This window comes from Streptomyces sp. NPDC001604 (genome assembly GCF_042893475.1).
Classification (GTDB): domain Bacteria; phylum Actinomycetota; class Actinomycetes; order Streptomycetales; family Streptomycetaceae; genus Streptomyces.
This window is the reverse complement of sequence record NZ_JBIAUY010000004.1, coordinates 401,793-425,143: the sequence shown is the minus strand read 5'-3', so window position 1 is coordinate 425,143 and position 23,351 is coordinate 401,793. Positions and strand designations below refer to the sequence as shown.

The 23,351-nt window shown below is 73.0% G+C and carries 13 protein-coding genes; all 13 read left to right on the top strand.

Annotated features, from left to right (window positions below):
- A partial coding sequence (locus ACFY1E_RS14990) for an SDR family NAD(P)-dependent oxidoreductase (RefSeq protein WP_389075630.1) occupies positions 1-2,682 on the top strand: 2,682 nt, incomplete at its 5' end.
- Between the two features lie 23 nt (positions 2,683-2,705).
- Positions 2,706-10,337 carry a beta-ketoacyl synthase N-terminal-like domain-containing protein gene (locus ACFY1E_RS14985; protein WP_389075628.1) on the top strand — a complete coding sequence of 2,544 codons (7,632 nt, stop codon included), beginning with the start codon at positions 2,706-2,708 and terminating at the stop codon, positions 10,335-10,337.
- A gap of 154 nt (positions 10,338-10,491) precedes the next feature.
- The gene (locus ACFY1E_RS14980; protein WP_389075627.1) at positions 10,492-12,099 is read left to right on the top strand and encodes a PfaD family polyunsaturated fatty acid/polyketide biosynthesis protein; all 1,608 of its coding nucleotides are present in this window, start codon (positions 10,492-10,494) and stop codon (positions 12,097-12,099) included.
- Positions 12,096-14,240 (top strand): acyl-CoA dehydrogenase family protein, encoded by a 2,145-nt coding sequence (locus ACFY1E_RS14975; RefSeq protein ID WP_389075624.1) that lies wholly within the window; start codon positions 12,096-12,098, stop codon positions 14,238-14,240. Before ACFY1E_RS14980 ends, ACFY1E_RS14975 begins: the two co-directional genes overlap by 4 nt.
- Positions 14,237-15,994: an acyl-CoA dehydrogenase family protein gene (locus tag ACFY1E_RS14970; protein ID WP_389075622.1), complete on the top strand. Its 1,758-nt coding sequence runs from the start codon at positions 14,237-14,239 to the stop codon at positions 15,992-15,994. Before ACFY1E_RS14975 ends, ACFY1E_RS14970 begins: the two co-directional genes overlap by 4 nt.
- A 7-nt stretch (positions 15,995-16,001) precedes the next feature.
- On the top strand, positions 16,002-16,808 hold the full coding sequence (locus tag ACFY1E_RS14965; RefSeq protein WP_389075619.1) for a 4'-phosphopantetheinyl transferase family protein: 807 nt from the start codon (positions 16,002-16,004) through the stop codon (positions 16,806-16,808).
- Positions 16,809-16,948: 140 nt separating this feature from the next.
- Positions 16,949-17,578, top strand: a complete 630-nt coding sequence (locus tag ACFY1E_RS14960; RefSeq protein ID WP_389075617.1) for an RNA polymerase sigma factor — start codon at positions 16,949-16,951, stop codon at positions 17,576-17,578.
- Entirely contained in the window at positions 17,575-18,990 is a 1,416-nt protein-coding gene (locus tag ACFY1E_RS14955; protein WP_389075614.1) for an aldehyde dehydrogenase family protein, read from the top strand. Before ACFY1E_RS14960 ends, ACFY1E_RS14955 begins: the two co-directional genes overlap by 4 nt.
- A 19-nt stretch (positions 18,991-19,009) precedes the next feature.
- Complete coding sequence (locus ACFY1E_RS14950; RefSeq protein WP_389075612.1) at positions 19,010-19,504, top strand: DUF4188 domain-containing protein; 495 nt, start codon at positions 19,010-19,012, stop codon at positions 19,502-19,504.
- Entirely contained in the window at positions 19,501-21,207 is a 1,707-nt protein-coding gene (locus ACFY1E_RS14945) for an acetyl-CoA carboxylase carboxyltransferase subunit alpha (RefSeq protein ID WP_389075610.1), read from the top strand. Before ACFY1E_RS14950 ends, ACFY1E_RS14945 begins: the two co-directional genes overlap by 4 nt.
- Positions 21,197-21,694 carry an acetyl-CoA carboxylase biotin carboxyl carrier protein gene (gene accB, locus ACFY1E_RS14940; RefSeq protein ID WP_389075608.1) on the top strand — a complete coding sequence of 166 codons (498 nt, stop codon included), beginning with the start codon at positions 21,197-21,199 and terminating at the stop codon, positions 21,692-21,694. The genes ACFY1E_RS14945 and accB overlap by 11 nt, the downstream gene beginning before the upstream one ends.
- An 18-nt stretch (positions 21,695-21,712) precedes the next feature.
- Positions 21,713-23,074, top strand: coding sequence for an acetyl-CoA carboxylase biotin carboxylase subunit (gene accC / locus ACFY1E_RS14935; protein WP_389075606.1), 1,362 nt, complete (start codon positions 21,713-21,715; stop codon positions 23,072-23,074).
- A gap of 16 nt (positions 23,075-23,090) precedes the next feature.
- On the top strand, positions 23,091-23,321 hold the full coding sequence (locus tag ACFY1E_RS14930; protein WP_389075604.1) for a LuxR C-terminal-related transcriptional regulator: 231 nt from the start codon (positions 23,091-23,093) through the stop codon (positions 23,319-23,321).
- The last annotated feature ends 30 nt before the right edge of the window (positions 23,322-23,351 follow it).

The window sequence follows — 23,351 nt, the reverse complement described above, 5'->3', positions numbered from 1 at the left end:
GGTATGGATGTCGAGGCCGATTTGGGCATCGATTCGATCAAGCGGGTGCAGATTCTGGGGGCGTTGCAGGAGTCGTATCCGGTGTCGGAGGACGTCGATCCCGAGGTGCTCGCCGAGCTTCGCACGCTCGACGACATCGCCGGCTTCCTCGCCTCCACCGTCTCCGCCGTCTCCATCGAACCCGCTCCCCAGACAGCGGCCCCCACGCCCGCCGCCGCCCCCCTCGCCATCACCTACCCACCCGCCCCCGGCATCGGCCGCACCTACGCCGACGTCACCGAGATCGCCCCGCCCCACACCCTCGTCGGCGCGTACGCCGAACCGCGTACCGCGGTTCTCGTCGACGACGGGTCGACGCTCACCCGGCCTCTCGCCGGGGCGCTGCGTGGGGACGGCTGGCGGGTGGAGATCGTGGCGCTGCCCGGTGTCGACAGCGTCGTGCCGGAGGCGGATGCCGTTCGGCGGCTGGCGAGCTGGGAGGAGAGTGAGCTTGCCGGGGCGCTGGTGAGCGGGCGGGCCGATCTCGTCGTGCAGATGGCCGCCGCGGCGGGGCAGGAGTGGGCCGAGGGTGTGCAGCGGCTCGAGCACTGCCTGCTGGTCGCCAAGCACAGCCTGGCCGCGCTGAAGCCGGTCGCCGCGCAGGGCACCCGTGCGGCCTTCGTGGCCGTCACCCGGCTCGACGGGGCGAACGGCTACCGCGGTGGCGGCGACGCCTCTCCGCTGCTCGGCGGGGTCGGCGGGCTGGTGAAGACCCTCGCGATCGAGGTGCCCGAACTCTTCGCCCGTACGGTCGACTTCGCGCCGGAGCTGGCCCCCACCACCGTCGGTGCCCGCTTCCTCGGTGAGGTCCACGACCTGTCGGCCGAGCACGCCGACGTGGGGCACGACCCGGCCAGGCGGCGCACGATCGCGCTCGCGGCCGAGCCGCACGAGGCCCATGCGGCGGCCGTCCCGGAGGTCTCCTCCGACGACCTGTTCGTCGTCACCGGCGGCGCCCGCGGCATCACCGCCGACTGCCTGCACGCCCTGGTCGCCGCCCGGCCCGCCGGCCTGCTGCTGCTCGGCCGCAGCCGGCCCGCGCCGGAGCCCGACTGGGCCGTGGGGCACGAAGGCCCGGCACTGCGCGGGCTCATCGCCCGGCGGGCTGCGCAGAGCGGGCAGAAGCCCAACCCCCGGGCAATCGAAGGGGAGTTCCGCGAGATCACCGCCTCCCGGGAGATCGCCGCCAACCTCGCCCGGCTCACAGCCACCGGCGCCCGGGTCGAGTACCTCGCCGTCGACATCACCGACGCCGGCGAGGTGCGCCGCGCACTGACGCCGTACGCCGGACGGGTCACGGGTGTCGTGCACGGGGCCGGTGTCCTCGCCGACCGGCTCATCGCGCAGAAGTCGGCGGACGAGATACGCCGGGTGCTGGGCACGAAGCTGATCGGCCTCGGCAATGTGCTGGACGCCCTGCGCGGGATCGCCGAGCTGCGGCACCTCGTGTTCTTCTCCTCCGTCGCCGGGTTCTTCGGCAACCGCGGCCAGTCCGACTACGCCATGGCCAACGAGGCGCTGAACCGCATCGCCGTACGGCTGAAGCGGGAACTGCCCTCCGCGCGCGTCACCGCGATGAACTGGGGCGCCTGGGACGGCGGCATGGTCTCCGACGACCTGCGTGCCATGTTCGCCTCGCGCGGGATCGCCCTGGTGCCGCTCGCGACCGGTGCGGGCATGTTCGCCGAGCAGTTCACGGCCGGGCACGGGCACGACACCGTGATCGTCACCGGCCCGCTCACCCCGCTGTCCGCGCCGCCCGCGGCGCGGGCCTCCGCGCTCACCCCCCTGGTCGTCGACCGGACCCTGACCGACCTCGCCGAGCAGCCGCTGCTGACCGACCACACCATCGGCGGCCGGCGGGTGCTGCCCGCCACCGCGGCACTCGGGGCGCTGGCGAACGCCGTCGAGACGGTGACCGGCGAAACCGTCGTCGGGGCGAGCGGGTTCAAGGTGTTCAAGGGCGTCGCCTGGGACGAGCCCGACGGGCAGCAGCCGCAGCGGCTGCGGCTGTCCGTCGAACCCGCCGCCGACGGCATCGACGTGCTCGCCTCCTCCGTGGACGGCAGCGGCCGCAGCCGGCCCGCGTACAGCGTCCGGCTGACCACGGGAGAGGCCGGACAGCGGCCCGCCGACCGCGCCGACCTGGCGGGGATCGCCCGCGGCGTGGCCGGGCAGGACGCGGCACGGCTGTACCGTGACGGCACGCTCTTCCACGGGCCCTCCCTGCGCGGCCTGCGCACGCTGCTGGCCGGCGACGAGCAGCGGCTCCTCGTACGGGCCCGGCTCACCGACGACCGGCCCGCGCTCGGCGGCTACCACACCCGGCTGCACAGCCCCGTCCTGGCCGACCTGCTGCTGCAGGCCGTACTGGTGTGGGTGCGCGAGCAGCGCGGGCGGGCCTGCCTGCCGATGGAGATCGGACGGCTGAGCCTGTATGCGCCGCTGCCGTCCGACGGGGACTTCCTCATCGCGGTCGAGGACGTACGGCCCGGCCGGACCGGCGTCACCTGCACGGTGACCGCGCTCGACCCGCAGGGCCGGGTGCTGGCCGTCCTGGAGGACGTGGTCGCGGTCGAGGACGCGGAGCTGGACGCACGGTTCAGGCAGCCGGGCCGGGCGGCCGCCACGGTCACGGTCTGACGAGGCTCGGAGGCTGATCCCTCATGGGGAAGTACGCGATCGTCGGACTGTCCTGCCTCTTCCCGGGGGCGGCCACGCCCGACGCCTACTGGAACAACCTGATGGGCGCGGTCGACTCGCGCGCCGAGGGCGGTGAACGGATCTTCGGACACGATCCGCTGGCCGAGCGCGACGGCGAGGACCGGCACCGCATCTACTGCACGCGCGGCGGCTTCATCGAGGCCACGGGGGCCCTCGACCCCTCCGGGTACCTCCTGCCCGCCGACTACCTGGCCGGCCTGGACCGCTCGTTCCACTGGGCGCTCCGGGTCGCCGAGGACGCCCTGGCCGACGCGGGTGTATCCCCCGCTGCCGCGGACGGCCGGGCGGCCGGCCGGAGGACCGGGGTGGTGTTCGGGAACTACCCGTTCCCCACCCCGGCCTCCGGCCGAACAGCGGGGAAGCTGTGGGACGCCGCGGTCTCCGAGGGCCTCGCGGCGGCCGGCTTCCCCGCGGCCGGGTTGCCGTCCGGTGCGGCGGACGGCAGCCCGGCCCGTGACCGGACCGCCGGTCTGGCACAGGGGCCGTTCGACACCGGGCCAGAAGCTCACCACCGTCCGTTCGACGCCCGGGCCGAGGCTCACAACCTGTGGCCCGGTGGGCTGCCCGCCCATGTGGTCGCCGCCGCCCTCGGGCTCGACGGGCCCCGCCACACCCTCGACGCGGCCTGCTCCTCCGCGCTGTACGCCATCAGGCTCGCCTGCGCCCAACTCGCCACCGGGCGCGCCGACCTGATGCTGGCCGGCGGGGTCTGCGCGCCCGACCCGACCGTCATCCACCTGTCCTTCTCCGATCTGCACGCCTACCCGCCGGACGGCTTCAGCCAGCCCTTCGACGCCCGTTCCAAGGGCATCATCACCGGGCAGGGCGCGGCCATGGTCGCCCTCAAGCGGCTCGCCGACGCCCGCCGTGACGGGGACCGGGTGTACGCCGTCGTCGACGCCGTCGCCCTCGGCAACGACGGCCCCGGCAAGCACCTGCTCGTCCCGAACGTCAGCGGCCAGCTCGCCGCGTACGAACTCGCCCACCGGGACGCCGGCATCGAACCGAAGGACGTCCAGTACGTCGAGTGCCACGCCACCGGCACTCCGCTGGGCGACCGCACCGAACTCGACGGTGTGGAACGGCACTTCGGGCGCGGTCCGCTGCTCGGCTCGGTCAAGGGCAACATCGGGCACCTGCTGACCGCGGCCGGCATGAGCAGCCTGGTGAAGGTCGTCCTCGCGCTCGGACACGGCGTCATTCCGCCGACGATCGGAGTGGCCGAGCCGCTGCCGGGCACGGTCGCGGACCGTGTCGTACGCGAACCCACGCCGTGGCCCACCACCGACGGCGCACGCCGGGCCGCCGTCTCGGCCTTCGGCTTCGGCGGCACCAACGCGCACGTCGTCCTGTCCGGACCCGAGACGGACGTGGAGGACGACGGCACCGAGCAGCGGACACCGCAGTCACTCGCCGTCATCGGCATGGGTGCGCACTTCGGGTCCTTCACCACGCTCGACGAGTTCGAGCGCGCCGGATACGAAGGCAGGGGCGCCGTAAGGGAGTTGCCGTCCCACCGGTGGCGAGGGTTCGAGAGCCTCGGCGACGGCGGGGCGCCCCAGGCCGCGTACATCGACGGGTTCGAGGTGGACGCCACCTCGTACCGCATCCCGCCCAAGGACCTCGACCACTTCAACCAGCAGCACCTGCTGATGATGCGCGTCGCGGAGGAGGCCCTGAAGGACGCCGGGTACGAGCGTCCCGCCCCAGGCGGCAAGGACGGGGCCAAGGGCCGGCGGGTCGCCGTCGTTCTCGGCATGGAGATGGAGCCCAGCGCGGAGGGGCACGGCGCCCGTTACGCGCTCGGCCGCAAGCTCGCCGCCTGGTCGGCCGCGGCCGGTCTGGAGCCGACGGAGGAGCAGCTGGCGGCGCTGACCCGGGCCGCCCGGGACGGCATCCACGACTCCATCGAGGCCAACGAGGTCCTCAGCTACATCGGCAACATCATGGCCGCGCGGATCTCCTCCCTGTGGAACCTCACCGGCCCCTCCTTCACCGTCTCCTCCGACAGCGCCGTCGGTGTCGACGCCCTCGACACGGCCCGGCTGCTGCTGCTCGACCCGAGCATCGAGGCGGTCCTGGTCGGAGCGGTCGACCTGGCGGCCGGTCCGGAGTCCACGCGGGCCCGGGAGCTGCTGGCGCCCGGGAGCGTGCTCGGCGACGGAGCCGGTGCCGTCGTCGTGACCCGGCCCGGCTCCGTCCCGCCCGAGCGCACGGTGTACGCCACCGTCGACGCCCTCGCCGTCCACCACTCGCTGACCCTCGACCCCCGGCCGGCGCCGGACCTCGTGGCCGCAGCGGCCGAGGACGCCCTCGCCGCCGCCGGAGTGACACCGGCCGACGTCGAGCTCGTCGAGGCAGGGGCCGCGCAGGACGGCACCCTGGAAGGACTCGGCCGCGTGTGGTCGGCCGAGCGGGCGGGCGGGACGCTGCGTACCGCGGTCAGTGCGGTCAACTCCGCGGTGGGTGACACCGGTTGTGCCTCCGCGCTCGCCTCCGTCATCCGGGCCGCGCTGTGCCTGCACTACGGCTACCAGCCCGTCGCACCCGAGGGCGTCGACGGCACCCGTCTCGCCGGGTCCGCGTTCTTCCTCGCCGGCGACTCGCGGCCCTGGCTCCGCGAACGCCGCGAAGGCCGTCGTACGGCCGGCGTCAGCGTCATCGGCAGCGCGGGCAGCCACGCCCATGTGGTGCTCGGCGGCGCGCAGACGCGCGGCGAGGTGGCGGCGACCGACTGGGTGCGCTCCGGCGGCAGCCTCGTCGTACCGGTCGGTGCCGACGACATCGACACCCTGATGCGGCGGCTGGGCGAACTGCGCGACGCCGTCGACAGCGGCGCCGACTGGGCGGCTGGGCTAGCCGAGGACCGGCCCGCCGGGCTCAAGGCCGTACTGGTCGCCGACGACACGGCAGGACTGGTACGGCAGTTGGACCAGGCGGCCAAGGACCTGCCTGCGGTGTACCGGGCGGGCGGCGAGTGGACCTCGCCGTCCGGGAGCTGCTTCGCCGCCCGTCCGGCGGGCGGGCCGGGCACCAAGACGGCACTGGTCTACCCGGGTGCCTTCAACTCGTATCTCGGCCTCGGGCGTGCGCTCTTCCGGGCCTTCCCCGGACTCCTGCCCCGCTTCGAGACACAGGCCGAACTGCCGGCGGAGATGCTGCGCTCGGCGGCGCTGTACCCGCGTGCCCTGGGGCCGCTCGACCGGCGTGAACTGATGGGCCGCGAGGCGGAGTTGATAGAGGACATCCCGCTGATGCTGGCCGTCGGCACCAGCTACGCGCTTCTCTCCACCGACCTGGTGCGCGAGGTGCTGGGGGTGCCGGTGCACGGGGCCTTCGGCTACAGCCTCGGCGAGAGCAGCATGCTGTTCGCGACCGGTGGCTGGATCAAGGAGGCCCGCGCCACGACGAAGATCGACGCCTCGCCGCTCTTCGTCGACCGGCTGCGCGGGCCGAAGAAGACGGTACGGGAGCTGTGGGGACTCGGCGACGAGGTGCCGGACCAGCAGGTCTGGGCGACGCACGTACTGCTGGCGCCCGCGGACGCCGTACGTGCCGCCGTGCAGCGCCAGGACCGCGTCTTCATCACCCACGTCAACACGCCCACGGAGGTCGTCGTCGCAGGCGACCCCGCCCAATGCCGTGACGTGATCGCCGAGTTGGGCTGCCAGAGCGCACGCTCTCCCGCCAACCACGTCATGCACTGCCCGGTGGTGGACGGCGTACTTTCGGAACTCGCCGACCTCAACCGCTACCCGACCGGCGACGTGGGCGACCTCGTCCTCTACAGCAGCCGGCACTACGCCCCCGTGGGCGCCCTCGACCAGGACGTCGTCGCCCACAACATCGCCGTCACCCTGCGCGAGACGGTCGACTTCCCCCGTCTGATCCGACGGGCCTACGAGGACGGCTTCCGCTGCTTCATCGAGGTCGGCCCCTCCAGCACCTGCACCCGCTGGATCCACGAGACGCTCGGCGACGATCCGCACCTCTCGGTGCCGGTCGACCGCCGGGGAGCCCGCGGCGCAACGGACATAGCCCGCCTCGTCGCCCGCCTCGCCACCCACGGCGTCCCGGTCGACCTGACCCCGTTCCGCCCCCGCACGGCAGCACCCCGGCGCGCGCCGGGCCTGCGCACCTTCACGGTGGGCGGCACACCGGTGGCACCGCTGGTGAGGGAGGCGGCCGCGCCGGTGCTGGACGCGGTACGGCGGGCGCCCCACCGGCCCGCCACACCGCCGGCGCCTGCCGCTGCCGTGATGAGCGGCGGAGCCGGGCGGGGAGAACCTGGCCCGGCTCCCTCGCCGTCGCAAGCCACGGCCGCGGCGGCGACGAACGCACCGGCCGGCGAGGCCGATCCACGGGACGGAGCCGCACGGGGAGGCGGAGCCGAACGGCGGAACCACCCCGTGCCACCACGACCGGCCCCGACGACACACCCTCTCCCGCCGAAGCCCGTACCAGTGGCGACCGCGTCGGGCGGGGAAGCCGCGCCTCAGGACCGTGCTGTGCCGCTGCGGCCGGTCCGGGGCGGTGATCCTGTGCCGGCGGCGACCGTGTCGGGCGGGGAAGCCGCGCCTCGGGACCGTGCCGTGCCGTCGGTGCCGGTTCCGGGCGGGGACGTGCCCGTGCCGGCGAACGCCCCGTCCGCGCCGACGCCCGCCGCGGCCCCCGTGCCGGCAGTGACCGCCGTCGCCCCGCCCGGCCCGTCAGCCCCCGTCCCGGTGACCACCGGGGCCCCCGACCAAGCCCCGGAACTGCCTGCCACGGCATTCCACGCCACGGAATGGGACACCGCGATGCCGACCCGCCCCGACGGTCCGCCCGTACCCGCGCTCTCGCTGGAGCGGGAACCGATCACGATGCTTCCCGCCGACGCGGTTCCGGCGCCGTCCCTCGGTGCCGTGCCGCCGCAGGCCGAGCGCGCCGACGTACCACCCCGCCCGGCCATCTTCGGCGCCCCCCTGCCCGTACCGGAGAAGCCGCGGCAGCCGGACCGCCCCACGGATGACCACGCGGCCACGCTCACCCTCGTACGCAGCCTGCGGGCGGAGATCCTGGAGGCGCACCAGGAAGTCCTGGACGCCCAACGGGAGTTGCGGGAGGAACTCACCGCAGTACTGTCCGCCTCGGCGCCCGTCCGGCCGACGCCGGCGGCCACCCCGCGCCCGCCGAAACCCGAGGGCGTCGTCTGGGACGAACACGACCTCCTCGAGTTCGCCGTGGGCAAGGTCGGCAACGTCTTCGGCCCCCGCTTCACCCGTATCGACGGCTACGACCGTCGCGTACGGCTCCCCGCCCCGCCCTACCTCTTCGCCACGCGTGTGACTCAACTCGACGCGGAACCGGGGGAGTTCAAGCCGTCCTTCATCCGCACCGAGTACGACGTGCCCGAGGACGCCTGGTACGCCGTCGACGGCCAGGTCCCGCCCGCCGTCACCATCGAGGCCGGCCAGTGCGACCTGCTGCTCATCAGCTACCTCGGCGCCGACTTCACCAACCGCGGCCAGCGCGTCTACCGCCTCCTCGACAGCAGCCTCAGCTTCCTGGGCGACCTGCCGCGCACCGGGCAGACCCTGCGCTACGACATCTGGATCGACCAGTTCGTCCGCCAGGGCGACACCCTGCTGTTCTTCTTCCACTACGACTGCTACGCCGACGGCGAGCTCATCCTCAAGCTCAATAACGCCTGCGCGGGCTTCTTCACCGATGAGGAGCTGGAGAGTTCGCCGGGCCTGGTGCAGGGGCGGGTGGCCCCCGGTCTCAAGACGGCCGCGGACCCCGGGCGCACGGCCTTCAAGCCGCTCGCCACCACCCACCGCACCTCCCTCACCTCCGCCGACCTCGACGCCCTCGCCGAAGGCCGTATCGCCGAGGTCTTCGGCCCCGGCCACCGGCAGCCCCCCGGCTGCAACACCTCGCTGCGGCTGCCCACCCGGCCGCTGCTGATGGCGGACGAGGTCACCGTCCTCGACCGCAAGGGCGGCAGCCACGGCCTCGGCCGGATCGAGGCCGTCAAGGAACTCGACCCCGACGCCTGGTACTTCACCAGCCACTTCCCCGACGACCCGGTGCTCGCCGGGTCCCTCGTCGCCGAAGGAGCCGTACAGCTCCTGGAGACCTACGCCCTCTCCCTCGGCCTGCACCTCACCCTCCCCGACGCCCGCTTCCAGCCGGTGCCGGACCTGCGGACCGAGGTGAAGGTGCGCGGGCAGATCACCCCGCGCAACGCCCGTATCGAATACCGCATCGACATCACCGAGCTGACCCTGCTGCCGCGGCCCTCGCTCGTCGCCGACGTGGTCGTGCTGCGCGACGGAACCCCGTCGATCAGCGTCACCGGACTCGGCATCCGCCTCCGCGAGAAACCCGGCACGTCCTACCGCCCGGAGACCGCCGGCACCGTCCCGCACTTCCTCGGCCGGCTCTCCCCGGCCACCGGAGAACCCGCGCTGCTCAACGAGTTCCACATGGCGCACGCGGCGAAAGGCGACCTCGCCGTCGCGATGGGGCCCGAGTTCGAGATCTACGCCGACAGCAGGGCACCGTACATCCCCAACGGCGACTTCCTCTTCGTCGACCGGGTGATGAAGCTGGAGGGCACACGCGGCACGCTCAAGCGCGGGGCCGTGATGGTCACCGAGTACGACTCGCCCGAGGACGCCTGGTACTACGCCGACAACGGCCACCCGTCCATGCCCAACTGCGTCTACATGGAGTCCAGCCTCCAGGCGGCCATCCTCCTCGGCTACTACCTGGGGGCCACCCTGCCCTTCCCCGAGGAGCAGTTCAGCATCCGCAACCTGGACGGCCACGCCACCCTCGTCAAGGACGTCGACCTGCGCGGGAAGACCGTCCAGCACCGCTCGACGCTGCTGTCCAGCGACCGGATGCCCGGCTCGATCCTGCAGAACTTCTCCTACGAACTCTCCTGCGACGGCGAGGTCTTCTACACCGGCGAGTCCCTCTTCGGCTACTTCAACGAGAAGGCGCTCGCCCACCAGGTCGGCCTCGACAAGGGGCAGCACGTGCTGCCGTGGCTGGACACGCAGCCGGCCAGGCCGTCCGGCACCCGCCGCATCGACCTGCGCGACTTCCGCACCGCCGAGTCCGCCCGCCGCGGCCCGCGGCTGGCCGGCGGCCACCTCGACCTCGTCGAATGGGTGGACATCCTGCCCGGCGGCGGCGAACACGGCCAGGGATATCTGCGCGGGCACCGCTCCATCCGGCCCGACGAGTGGTACTTCTCCTGCCACTTCCACCGCGACCCCGTGATGCCCGGCTCCCTCGGCGTCGAGGCACTGCTGCAGGGCATGCAGGTGTACGCCGTCGAGACCGGCCTCACCGACGGTCTGCGCAACCCGCGTTTCGCCCTCGCGACCGGCACCGACACGACCTGGAGCTACCGGGGCCAGATCCTGCGCACCGACCCCGACATGGAGTTCGACGTCCACATCAAGGAGATCCGCCGCGAGCCCGGCCGGATCCTCCTGCTGGGCGACGCCCACGTCTGGAAGTCGACCCTGCGGATCTATCGCCTCGGCGACCTGGGCATCGAGATCCACCACGACTGAGCGGTTCGGGCAGAGTCCGCTGCGGTTCGGCCGCGCCCTGAAGGGGCGCGGGGAACTGCGCGACCAGCCACGGCAGACACCGCAGACGATCGACGGCCCATTGCGGCACTTCCCGCGGAGCGAACAGCGGCAAACGGACCAAGGAGACGTACACATGAGCACCGAACAGCCGCGCCCGCGCTGGAGCGGACCCGCACCCGCGGTCGGCGACAGCGGGATCCAGGAGGCGCTGATGCGCCTCGACGAGCCCGTCTACATACTGCGCGGGCCCTACGGCCTCGGCGCCGCCGCAGGCGGAGGCGTGCGGCCCGGCGGGGAGCACGAGGTCGTCGCCGCCGTGCCGCCGCTCGGGCCCGAACGCCTGGGCAGCGCCGCCTTCCTGGAGGCGTACGGGGTGCGTGAGGCGTACATGAGCGGCGCCATGGCGAACGGCATCGCCTCCGCCGACCTGGTGATCGCCATGGCCAGGGCCGGCTACCTCGGCTCGTACGGGGCGGCCGGGCTGCTGCCCGAGGCGGTGGAGAAGGCGCTGGTGCGCTTCGCGGCCGAGATCCCGGGGCTGCCGTACGCCTGCAATCTGATCCACAGCCCCAGCGAGGAGCGGCTGGAGCGCACCGCCGTCGACCTGTATCTGAAGCACCGGGTGCCGTGCGTGGAGGCGTCCGCGTTCCTGGCGCTCACCCCGCACATCGTGCGCTACCGGCTGGCCGGGCTGCGGGCCGGCGGGCCGCACGGGGTGGTCGCCGAGAACAAGGTCATCGCCAAGATCTCCCGTACGGAACTCGCGGAGCTGTTCATGCGGCCCGCGCCCGAGCCGATGGTGCGGGCGCTGCTCGACGAGGGCGCGATCACCGCGGAGCAGGCGCGGCTCGCCGAACGGGTGCCGCTCGCCGACGACATCACCGTGGAGGCCGACTCCGGCGGGCACACCGACCGGCGCTCGCTGCCCGCGCAGCTGCCGGTGATCATCCGTCAACGGGACGGGCTGGTGCGGGAGTTGGGGTACCCGGTGCGGCTCCGGGTCGGGGCGGCGGGCGGGATCGGCACGCCCGAGGCGGCCTGGGCGGCCTTCGCGATGGGCGCCGACTATGTGGTGACCGGCTCCGTCAACCAGTCCTGCATCGAGGCCGGCACCTCCGCGCAGGTCAAGGAGATGCTGGCGCAGGCCGACCTCGCGGACTTCGAGATGGCGCCCGCGGCGGACATGTTCGAGATGGGCGTGGAGCTGCAGGTCCTCAAGCGCGGCACGCTCTTCCCGATGCGCGCCCGGCTCCTCTACGAGCTCTACCGCGACCACGACGGCATCGACGCGATCCCGGCCGCGGCCCGCGCCCGTATCGAGAAGCAGCTCTTCCGGCGCCCTCTGGAGGACGTCTGGGCGGAGACCGTCGCCTACTTCGAGCGCCGCGACCCCGACCAGCTCGCCCGCGCCGCCGCCAGCCCCAAACGGCGGGCCGCGCTGATCTTCCGCTGGTACCTGGGCATGGCCTCGCGCTGGGCCAAGACGGGGGAGGCGGACCGGGCGGTCGACTACCAGATCTGGTGCGGCCCCGCGATGGGCAGCTTCAACTCCTGGGTCCGGGGCACGTATCTGGCCGCTCCGCGGAACCGCCGCGTCGCCGACGTCGCCCGCCACATCATGACCGGCGCCGCCTTCCACCAGCGCCTGTCCATGCTGCGGGCAGCGGGCCTCGCGCTCTCACCCGCGATCGCCGACTACCCGGTGCCGCAGCCCGACCCGGCCCTGGAGGTACGGCCATGACGGCGCCCTTCGCCGCTGCGGCGCTCCTCGACGAACTGCTGGGTGACCCCTGGCGGGCGGACAACGTCTACGGCTTCGGAGCCGGGGTCGCGCGGGACGACCGCGGAGACTTCCCGCACGCCTTCGCCGCCCGTCTCGACTCCGTCGACTTCCCGCTCGCCTGTCTGCCCCCGTCGCTGGGCGGCGCACTGCGCGGACTGGACGACACGCTGCAGCTGATACGGGTGGCCGCCCGGCGCGATGCCGCGATCATGCCCGCCACCCTGCTGTCCTGCTCCGCCGTGATGACGGTGCTCGCGGCGGGCACTCCCGAGCAGGCGAAGACCGTCGCCGACTGGGTGCAGGAGGGGCGGACGATCGCCTTCGCGCTCTCCGAGGAACGCTCGGGCAGCGACGTCCTGGCGGGCGAGTGCCGCCTCGATCCCGCGCAGGACGGAGGGTTCCGGCTGACCGGACGCAAGTGGCTCGTCGGCCGGGGCGCCACCGCAGACGCCGCGGTCGTGGTGGCCCGCACGGCAGCGCGCGGCCCGGCGGCGTTCACGGCGGTGCTGCTGGGGCCTCGCGAGCTGTCCCGAGTACGGCGGCAGCCCGCACAGGCCGTCACCGGAATGCGGGGCATCGACTTCGCCGACCTGACCTTCGACGGCACTCCGGTACCGCAGTCGGCGGTGATCGGGGACCTGGGCGGCGGCCTCGCGGGCGCGATGCGGGCCCAGCAGGTGGTACGGCTGCTCAGCACGGCGGCCTGCCTGGCGACGGCGGACACGGCACTGCGCACGGCACTGCGCTTCACACAGGGGCGGCGGATCGGCGGCGTCCGGGTCGCGGACACCGCCCACGGCTCCCGCGAACTGGCCGTGGCAGCAGCAGAGTTGTTCGCGGCGGACCTCCTGTCCCTGACAGCCGCCCGCTACGCCCACCTGTCACCAGCGACATTCGGCCTGTGCTCGTCGATCGTCAAGCGCGTGGCCACCAGCCTGACGGCCTTCACGGTGACCCGCTCCCGCTCCTTGCTGGGCGCCCGCGGAGTCCTGGCCCACGGCCCCGGCGCCGTCATCGACAAGGCCCAGCGGGACAACACCGTCGTGGAGTCGATCGACACCAGCCCGCTCGGCGTACTACGCGCGGTGGCCCTGCAACTCCCGGGCTACGCCCCGACGTTCGCCCCCTGGGCAAGGCCGGCAGCCGAGGCCGACGGCACGCCCGGGCTCCCCGCGGCCGGGCCCGGCTCTCCAGCCGTGCCCGCGGGCCCGGAGCAACCGGTCTCCGGTCCAGGTACCCCGGCTCTCTTCGAGGGGGCGGCGCAGCGAGGGTCCGACGTGGGGGCTGACGGTCGGCTCCCGGCGGGATCCGGGTCCGCGGCTGTGTCGGCGAGCTCGGCGCGGACGGGGGGCGTTGTGGTTGCGCCGGCCGCGGACGGTTCCCCGGATCGCTTCGGGGGGTCGGCGAGGCCGGGGTCCGGCGTTGGGAACGGCCATGCGGGCGGGGGTCCCGCCGGGGCCGGGTCCCGTATGCCGACCCGGTTTGAGGCTTCGGCCGGTGATGGACTGCCGTACCCGCCTGGGCCTGCGGCCCCAGCCGGTCTCGACTCCCTGTTCGCCTTCGGGGAGCCGCTTCCCGGGCTCGATCCGGGAGCGCTCGACCTCTCCGCGCGGCCCAAGGACCTTGTGCTCCTCGGGTTTGCGGCACGTGCGGAAGAAATCGCGCGGGACCTCAGGGCACGGGGCGAAGAACGGGGTGCCGGTCTCGTGCGGGACGTACGTACCGCTCTCGCCGACACATTTGCCACCGCCGCCGAGGCCCAGCGCGACCGGTCCCGTGGTCTCGGGGCCTCGCCCGAGCTGCTCGACCTCGCCGAAAGGTGTTGCCTGCTGTACACGGCCGCCGCGGCCGCCCTCGCCTGGTATGCGCACCCCGACCGCGGCCTGTACGGCGAGGGGCCCGCCGGGGCCGGGTGGCTCACCGCCGTTCTGGCCGTGCTGCTCGCCCTGGCCGAGGGACGTGATCCCCGGCAGGCGGCTTCCGATCTGCCGCCAGCGGCCCGCGCGCTCACTTCGCTCGACGCCGAGCGGCTCCTGTTCACCGCGTTCCCGGTCCGGCTGTCCGACGGACCGGCATCCGAGGAGGACGAGACGACATGACCGACCTCACCGCGCTGATGGCGGACCTGGAGCGGTATCTCGGCGACCCGTGGGACGCCGGTGGCCCCATGCCGTACCCGCGCATCCTCGACCTCGACGAACGCCAGGAGTACCCGCACGAGTTCGTGGACACCCTGGCCGAGTGGGGCCTGTACGACTGGATCGTCCCCGCCGCCAACGGTGGCAGGGCCGTCCATGTCGAGGACGGGTTCAACCTGTACCGCCTCGTCGGCCGCCGCGACCCCACCTCCGCCACCGCCATGGTGCTGACCAGCCTCAGCTATATGCCGGTGTGGATCGCCGGCAGCCCCGAGCAGCGGCAGTACTTCGCCGACGCCATCCGCGACGGCAGGAAGCTGGCCTGGGGGCTGTCCGAGCGGCGGCACGGCAGTGACGTACTGGCGAACGAGACCGTCGCCCGGCGCACCGACGGCGGCTGGCTGCTCAGCGGCGAGAAGTGGACCATCGGCAATGCCACGGTCGCCGCCACGGTCATGGTCTTCGCCCGTACCTCCGAGAAGGGCGGGCCCGGCGGGTACTCGGTCTTCGCCGTCGAGAAGGCCGGCATCCCGGCCGAGCAGCTGGAGCATCTGCGCGACGAGCCGCTCCACGGCCTGCGCGGCCTCGACATGAGCGGGGTGCGGCTCACCGACTGCTTCGTGCCCGACTCGGCACTCGTCGGACGGGTCGGGCAGGGGCTCGAAGTCGCCCTGAAGAGCAGCCAGTTGGCACGGATCGCGATTTCCAGCATTGCCATGAGCTGCGTGGACACCGCCCTGCGCAGCACCCTCGACTTCGCCTCCCGCCGTGTCATCTTCGGCGGGACGGTGCTCGAAGTGCCGTACTCGAAGCGGCAGTTGGCCGAGTGCTTCGCCGAGCTGCTGGTCGCCGACGCACTCACCACCGGCGCCGTACGGTCGCTCCAGCTCGCCCCCGCCCAGGCCAGCATCTGGTCCTCCGTCGTCAAGTACTTCGTGCCGACCCTGCTGGAGGAGACCCTCTCCCGGCTGACCACCGTCCTCGGCGCCCGCTACTACCTGCGCGACCACCCCCGCCACGGCATCTTCCAGAAGGTGCTGCGCGACTTCGCGATCTCCAACTTCGCCGACGGCAACACCGTGGTGAACCTCAAGAACATCGCCCTGCAGCTGCAGAACCTGCTCGCGAACGTCGTCGCTCAGGAACCCGCCCCCGTGGCCGAGGCGGTCTCAGCCACCACCCGGCTCTTCGATCCCGCCCACCCCATGGAGCCCTACGAGCCCGCCGCGCAGCAGCTCTTCAGCCGCGGCGGCGACGACTCCGTACTCGCCCTCCGCTCGGCCGTCGCCGAACTGCGCCGGGCGGCGGACGAAGCGCAGGGCCGCGAGGCCGCATGGCTGGCCGGGTGCGCCGACACCGCGGGGCAGCTCGCCGACGAAGTGCACCGCCTCGCCGACGAGCACGCCAAACTCCTCGCCGAACAGGGGCAGCAGGCCGGGCAGTCCGCCGAGCTGTACGACCTCGCCAAGCAGTACGCGGCCGTGTCGGCGGCAGCCGCCTGCGTCCACCTCTACCTGCGCGGACGCGACAGCTTCGCGCCCGCCCTGCGCTCACCGGCCGTCCTCCTGCTCTGCCTGGAGCGGCTGCTGCGGCGCTTCCACCCCAGGCGCCGGGTGACCGGACCCGAGGACGTCGACGCCGTCGCCGAGGTCATGGCGGGCGCCCACCGCGAGGGGCTGCTGTTCTCCTTCCGTCCGTTCCAGGTGAGTTGGTGACCGGGAGATGCGTACGACCGAGGCCCCCGACACGTCGCTGGAGCGCGAGCCCGCCGGCGACCCGCTGGCCGAAGGCGCCGACGTCTGGCTTCTCGCCGAGGAGGACGTGGAACGGTTCGCCGAGGCCACCGGCGGCCTCGAACTGCTCACCGAGGAGGAGCGGGCCCGGCACGACCGGCTGCTCTTCCCCGCCGCCCGCACCCGTTTCCTCGGCGCCCGGCTGCTCTCCCGCCAGGTGCTCTCGCAGTACGCCGACGTGGCGCCGGGGGAGTGGCGCTTCGACAAGGGCCGGTTCGGGCGGCCCACCGTCCAAGGCGCCGACTGGGGGCTCGACTTCAACATCACCCACACCAACGGGCTGATCGCCGCGATCGTGGTGCGCGGCCGTACCGCGGGCGTCGACGCCGAGAACACCCCGGCCCGCCCCGAGGCCCTCCAGTTCGCGCCGAAGGTCTTCACCCCGCTGGAGCAGGAGGTGCTGCGCCGCGACCGGGAGGACCAGCAGGGGCACGCCTTCGCGGACTCCTGGGTGGCCAAGGAGGCCTACACCAAGGCCACCGGCATGGGCATGGCCCGCGGCTTCGACGCCTTCTCCGTACACCGGCTCAGGGGCGGCGGCCTGGCCGTCGTCGACGACGAGATCCCGCAGGAGGAGCGGCCGTTGTGGCAGATCCAGGTGCTGCAGGTCTGGGACCGCTTCGCGCTCGGCATCGCCATCCGCGGCAGCGAGAACGAGCCCGGGCCGATCCCCGTACGGCTGCGTTCGGCCATGGCCGAGCTGCTGCCGGAGTCCTCCGCGGGCGGCCCCCGATGAGCAACTGCCCACTCCACGCTGTCCACTCCTGGTCTGACCGCTACCTGACGCCGTCATCCGTTTCCGGCCGTGACGCGCGGTGTGTTGCATGGAAGCCGGAGCCCGCTGCCGTGCGGGCGGTCGCAGACGGAGGACGAGCGATGCCGGCGAAGGGGAACGCGGAGCTGCTCGCGGGTTGTGCCCGTGGTGAGGCGGAGGCCTGGGACGAGACCGTCGGCCGGTACGGCCGGCTGGTCTGGTCGGTGGCCCGCAGCCACCGGGTGAGCCGGGTCGACGCCGAGGACGTGCGCCAGCTGACCTGGTTCCGGCTGATGCAGAACGCCGACCGCATCCGCGACCCCGACCGGCTGGGCGACTGGCTCGCCACCGTCGCCCGCCGCGAGGCCATCAAGGCGGCCACCCGCGACCGGCGTCTGGTGATGGTCGGCGACAGCGCCTCGCTGGAGCATCTGCTCGACCACCACGAGAGCCCGGAGCAGATCACCCTGCGTGCCGACCGCGGCCAGGAGGTGCTGCGCGCCCTCGACGGTCTCTCCGACCAGTGCCGCGAACTCCTGCTGCGTGCCTTGCAGGACCCGCCGGCCTCGTACCAGGAGATCGCCGCCGCGCTGTCCATGCCGGTGAGCTCGGTCGGCCCGATCCGCACCCGCTGTCTGCGCCGGTTGCGGCGCGCCCTCGACCGGGACGGCATGCCGGCCGCCCTCGACGAGGACTGCGCCCGCTGCCCCGTACGCACCCACGACAAAGCCGAAACCGAGGTGCCCAGGTGACCGCCCTCACCGCGTCCGAGACCCGGCTGGTGAGCCGGGAGATCACCACCGGCGAACCGCTCGGCGCCGTCGAGCTGTCCACCCCCGACCGCGTCACCTCCGCCGCCCGCCGGGCCGGCGCCGCGGCCCACGCCTGGGCGGCCACGCCCGCCGAGGAGCGCGCCGCGATCGTCGAACGCGCCGCCGACCTGCTGGTGCAGCGTGCCGAGCAGGCACAGGAGCTGCTGGTGCGGGAGGGCGGCGCGATCCCCGGCAAGGCGTTCTTCGAAGTGCACCAGGCCGCACAGGAGTTGCGGCACGGGGCGCGGCTGGCCCGGCATCCCGGGCTCCCGCACCCGCCCGCCGACGACCCCGACCGCGCGGCCGAGGTGACCCGCGTCCCGCTGGGCGTGGTCGGCGTGATCGTGCCCTGGAACTTCCCGCTGCTGCTCGCGGCCCGCTCCCTGGGCCCGGCGCTCGCCCTCGGCAACACCGTGCTCCTCAAGCCCGACCCGCACACCCCGCTCAGCGGCGGCCGTCTCTTCGTCGAGGCGTTCGCCGGCGCGGGGCTGCCGCCGCACGTGCTGGAGGTCGTGCACGGCGACGCGGAGGCCGGCTCGGCGCTGGTGCAGGCGCCCGACGTGGCCATGGTGTCGTTCACCGGGTCGACCGAGGTGGGCCGCGAGATCGGCGCGCAGTGCGGGCGGCTGCTCAAGCGGGTCGTGCTCGAACTCGGCGGCCAGAACGCCTTCGTGGTGCTCGACGACGTCGACGTGGAGCAGGCCGCGGCCGCCGGGGCCTGGGGCTCCTTCCTGCACCAGGGGCAGATCTGCATGTCCGCCCGCCGTCACCTGGTGCACCGGTCGATCGCCGAGCAGTACACCCAGGCGCTCGCCCGGCACGCGGCCGCCCTGCGCATCGGCGACCCCTACCGTTCCGACGCGCAGATCGGCCCCGTGATCGACCGGCGCCAGCTCACGACCGTCGCCAACGCCGTCGAGCAGGCCGTCGCCCAGGGCGCCCGGCTGGTCACCGGGGGGCGTCCGCAGCCGCCGTACTATCCGCCGACCGTCCTCGCCGACGTCACCGAGCAGATGGACGTCTTCCACACGGAGGTCTTCGGACCGGTCGCCACGGTCACCGCCTTCGCGGACGACGCGGCGGCCGTCCGCCTCGCCAACACCAGCGACCACGGTCTGACGGCCGCCGTCTACACCGGCGACACGGCACGTGGAGAAGCCATCGGCCGCCAACTCCGTTGCGGTGTCACCCACATCGGCGACCAGACCGTCGTCCAGGACGCCGGCCTGCCCTTCGGCGGTATCGGCGCCTCCGGCAACGGCTCCGGCTTCGGCGGGCGCGCGAGCCTCGAGGCGTTCACCCGCTGGCGCACCCTCACCACCAGCACGCCCCCGCGCACGTACCCCTTCTGAGACTCCGATGGGAGCTTCCGTGGCAGCCAAGGTCGAGTTAGTGCCCCAGGTGGCGGACCCGCCCGAGGGAACCGTGGTGTTCCTCATCGGCATGCGGATCAACAGCTTCTGGAAGGTGCACCGCTGGCTGCCGTCCTTCACGGCGATGGTCCCGATGCTGGTCGAGCTCCACAAGCAGAAGGAGTACGGCTTCCTGGGCGCCCGCACGTGGATCGGCCGCACGGTGGTGGTGATCCAGTACTGGCGCTCCATGGACGAGCTGATGGCGTACGCGCACGACACGGACGCCGCCCACCGGCCCGCCTGGGGCCGCTTCAACCGCACCGTCGCCGACAACGGCGCGGTCGGCATCTACCACGAGGCGTATGTCGTCGACCCGGCGCGCATGCACACCGTCTACCGCAACATGCCGCCGTTCGGCATCGCCGCGGCCACCGACAGCCGGCCCCAGCGGGCCGTGCCGGTGCCACGGGAGCGCGGCAGCGGCAGTCGACAAGAGCGGAGCACAACGTGACGACCACACCAGGGCCCATCCGGGCCGGACAGGACGTCCAGTGGCGCCGGTGCGCGTCCTGCGGCGCGTACATCTACGGCAAACGACTCGACCGCAACCGCAAGGTGTGCCCCGAGTGCCAGTTCCACTTCCGTATCCCACCCGACGTGCGGATCGCCCAGCTCGCCGACGCGGGCAGCTTCGAGGCGTTCCCCGACAGCTACGCGCCGCGCGACCTGCTCGGCTTCCGTGACAGCAAGCCGTACCCCGACCGGCTGCGGGACGCCCAGTCCCGGACCGGGCGGCAGGACGCGGTGCTCGCCGGGCGGATGAGCGTGCGCGGCCGTCAACTGGTCGTCGCCGTCCTCGACTTCACCTTCATGGGTGGCAGCATGGGCACCGTCGTCGGCGAGACCGTCGCCGCCGCGGCCCGCACCGCCCTCGCCGAACGGCTGCCGCTCCTCCTGATCGCCGCCTCCGGCGGGGCGCGGATGCAGGAGGGCGCGCTGTCGCTGATGCAGATGGCCAAGACCTCCCAGTGGATCGCCGCCCTGCGCGAGGCCCGGGTGCCGGTGATCAACCTCAACACCGACCCGACCTTCGGCGGGGTCAGCGCCTCCTTCGCGATGCTCGGCGACGTCGTCCTCGCCGAGCCCGGCAGCCTCCTCGGCTTCGCCGGGCCCCAGGTCATCCGCAACACCATCCGCCAGGAGCTGCCGGCCGGCTTCCAGAGCGCCGAGTTCCTCCTCGAACACGGCATGATCGACGCCGTCGTACCACGGGAGAGCCAGCGCGAACAGTTGGCGCGGCTGCTGACGTTGCTGGGCCCGTCCGTGCCCGAACTCCCCGAAGAATCCGGGGACTCGGTGCTCACTGCCCCGGTTCCGACCACCCGTACCACCCGTGAGACCGTCGCCCTCGCGCGCGACATCCAGCGGCCCACCACCCTGGAGTACATCGGGTACGTCTTCGACGACTTCGTCGCCCTGCACGGCGACCGTGCCTTCGGCGACGACGAGGCGCTGGTCGGCGGCATCGCCCGGTTCGGCGGGCAGAGCGTCGTGGTCCTCGGGCACCAGAAGGGCCACGACACGGCCGAGCTGGTGCGCAGCAACTTCGGCATGCCGAACCCCGAGGGCTACCGCAAGGCACTGCGGCTGATGCGGTTCGCGGACCGGTTCGGGCTGCCGGTGATCGCGTTCATCGACACCCCGGGCGCCTTCCCGGGCATCGGAGCCGAGGAACGCGGCCAGAGCGTGGCCATCGCCGAGTGCATCCTCGAACTGTCCCGGCTGCGCGTCCCGGTCGTCTCCGTCGTCACCGGCGAGGGCGGCAGCGGCGGCGCGCTCGCCCTCGGTGTCGCCAACTCCGTACTCATCCTGGAGAACGCCTACTACTCGGTCATCAGCCCCGAGGGCTGCTCCACGATCCTCTTCGGCACCGCCGAACACGCGGACCGCGCGGCCGACGCCCTGCGTCTGACCGCCTCCGAACTGCTGCGCCTCGGCGTCGTCGACGGCATCGTGCCCGAGCCGCCCGACGGCGCCCACACCGCACCGCACACCACCGCGCTGACGGTCAGGAGCGCCCTCGCGCGGACCCTCGCCCCGCTGCTCGACCTCTCCGGCGAGCAGCTCGTCGACGCCCGACGGAGGCGGTACGACCGCTTCGGGGACCCCCGACTGCAGCCCGTAGTGGACTGGGAGACGCACGATGAGCACTGAGGTGACCACCACCCGAGCCGAGGACAGCACCGACATGACGGTGGAGGAACTACGGGCCCACACCCTGCGCCTCGCCGGTGAACTCCCCGGCACACTCCGGCGGATCACGCTGCGGGCCGGCGCCCTCAGCGTGGACGTGGAGTGGGAGAACGCGCCGGTGCAGGCGGCTCCGGCCGCCCCGGCCGTGCAGGCGGCCCCCGTGGCGGCGGCCGCGGCTCCGGAGCCGGAGACCGCCCCCGCAGACCTGGTACGGGTCACAGCGCCCCTCGTCGGCACGTTCTACCAGGCCTCCTCCCCGGGCGCGGAGCCCTTCGTCAAGGTCGGCGACACCGTGGAGGCCGGGCAGCAGCTCGCCATCATCGAGGCGATGAAGCTGCTCAACTCCATCACCGCCGAGGTCAAGGGCACCGTGCACGCCATCCATGTACAGGACGGGGACGTCGTCGAGTACGCACAGCCGCTCATCGACCTCGTCCCGGCCGGCTGAGACGAGGCGGACGACGACATGTTCGACAAGGTGCTCATCGCCAACCGCGGCGAGATCGCGCTCAGGATCATCCGGACCTGCCGCGACCTCGGGGTCCGCACGGTCGCCGTGTACTCGACCCCGGACGCCGACGCGCAGTTCGTGAAGGCCGCCGACGAGGCCGTGCACATCGGCCCCGGCGCCCCCACCCGCAGCTACCTCAACATCCCCAACATCATCGGCGCCGCCGTGAAGACCGGCGCCGAGGCCATCCACCCCGGCTACGGATTCCTCTCCGAGGACCCGTACTTCGCCGAGATCTGCGCGGACGACGGCATCACCTTCATCGGCCCGCCCCCGGACGTGATGGAGAACGTCGGCGACAAGGCCACGGCCCGCAAACTCATGACGGCCGCGGGCCTCCCGCTGCTGCCCGGCACCACCGAACCCGTCGACTCGGTCGAGGCCGCCGAGGAGATCGCACGGGAGATCGGCTACCCGGTGATCATCAAGGCCGCGGCGGGCGGCGGCGGGCGCGGCATCACCGTCGTACGGCGGCCGCGGGACCTGCGCGACGCCTACACGAGGACAAGGGCCGGCGCCCTGGCGGTGTTCAAGAACAGCGCCGTCTACATCGAGCGCTACCTCACCGACACCCGGCACATCGAGATCCAGGTGCTGTGCGACGACTTCGACGGCGCCGTCCACCTCGGCGAACGCGACTGCTCCGTACAGCGCCGCCACCAGAAACTCGTCGAGGAATCGCCCGGCCCCGGCATCCCGCCCGAGCTGCGGGCCAGGCTCGGCGCGGCGGCCGTCGCCGGGGCGCGCGCGGTCGGCTACCGGGGCGCGGGAACGGTCGAGTTCCTGCTGGAGGCGGACCCGGAGGCACAGAACGCCTTCTGGTTCATGGAGATGAACGCCCGGATCCAGGTCGAGCACCCGGTCACCGAACTCGTCACCGGAGTCGACCTGGTCAGCGAACAGCTGCGCGTGGCCTCCGGCTCCCCGCTGACCGTCAAGCAGGAGGACATCGAGGTCCGCGGCCACGCCATCGAGTGCCGTATCAACGCCGAGGACCCCGACCGCGGCTTCGCGCCCACGCCCGGACTGCTGGAGAACTACCGCACCCCGGGCGGACCCTGGGTCCGCGTCGACACCGACTATGTGCCGGGCTCACGGGTCAGCCCCTACTACGACTCGATGATCGGCAAGCTCATCGTCTGGGGCCCGGACCGCGCCACCTGCCTGGACCGCGCTCTGCGCGCCCTGTCGGAGTTCGAGGTGTCGGGCCCGGGAGTCCACACCACGATCCCCATGCACCAGGAGATACTCGGCCACCCGGAGTTCCGCCGCGGGGGAGTCGCCACGGATTTCCTGGAGCGGCACTTCGCTCTGTAGACGCTCGGAGGCCGACATGTTCGGCGAAACCTGCGACATCCGCGCCATGGAAGTCGCGATCCTACGTCAACTGGAATGCGGCAGGTCCGACGAATTCATTTCCCGCAGCCTCGGCGTCTCCACCCGCACACTGCGCCGCTATCTGGCCGGAATGTGCGCGAAACTCGGCGTGGTGACCCGGTTCCAGCTGGGCGCGGCCGCCGCCCGGCTCGGTCTGCTCGGCGCCGTGGACACCCCGGACACGTGATGTATGGAAATTCCTGATCTCCGGTCCGGG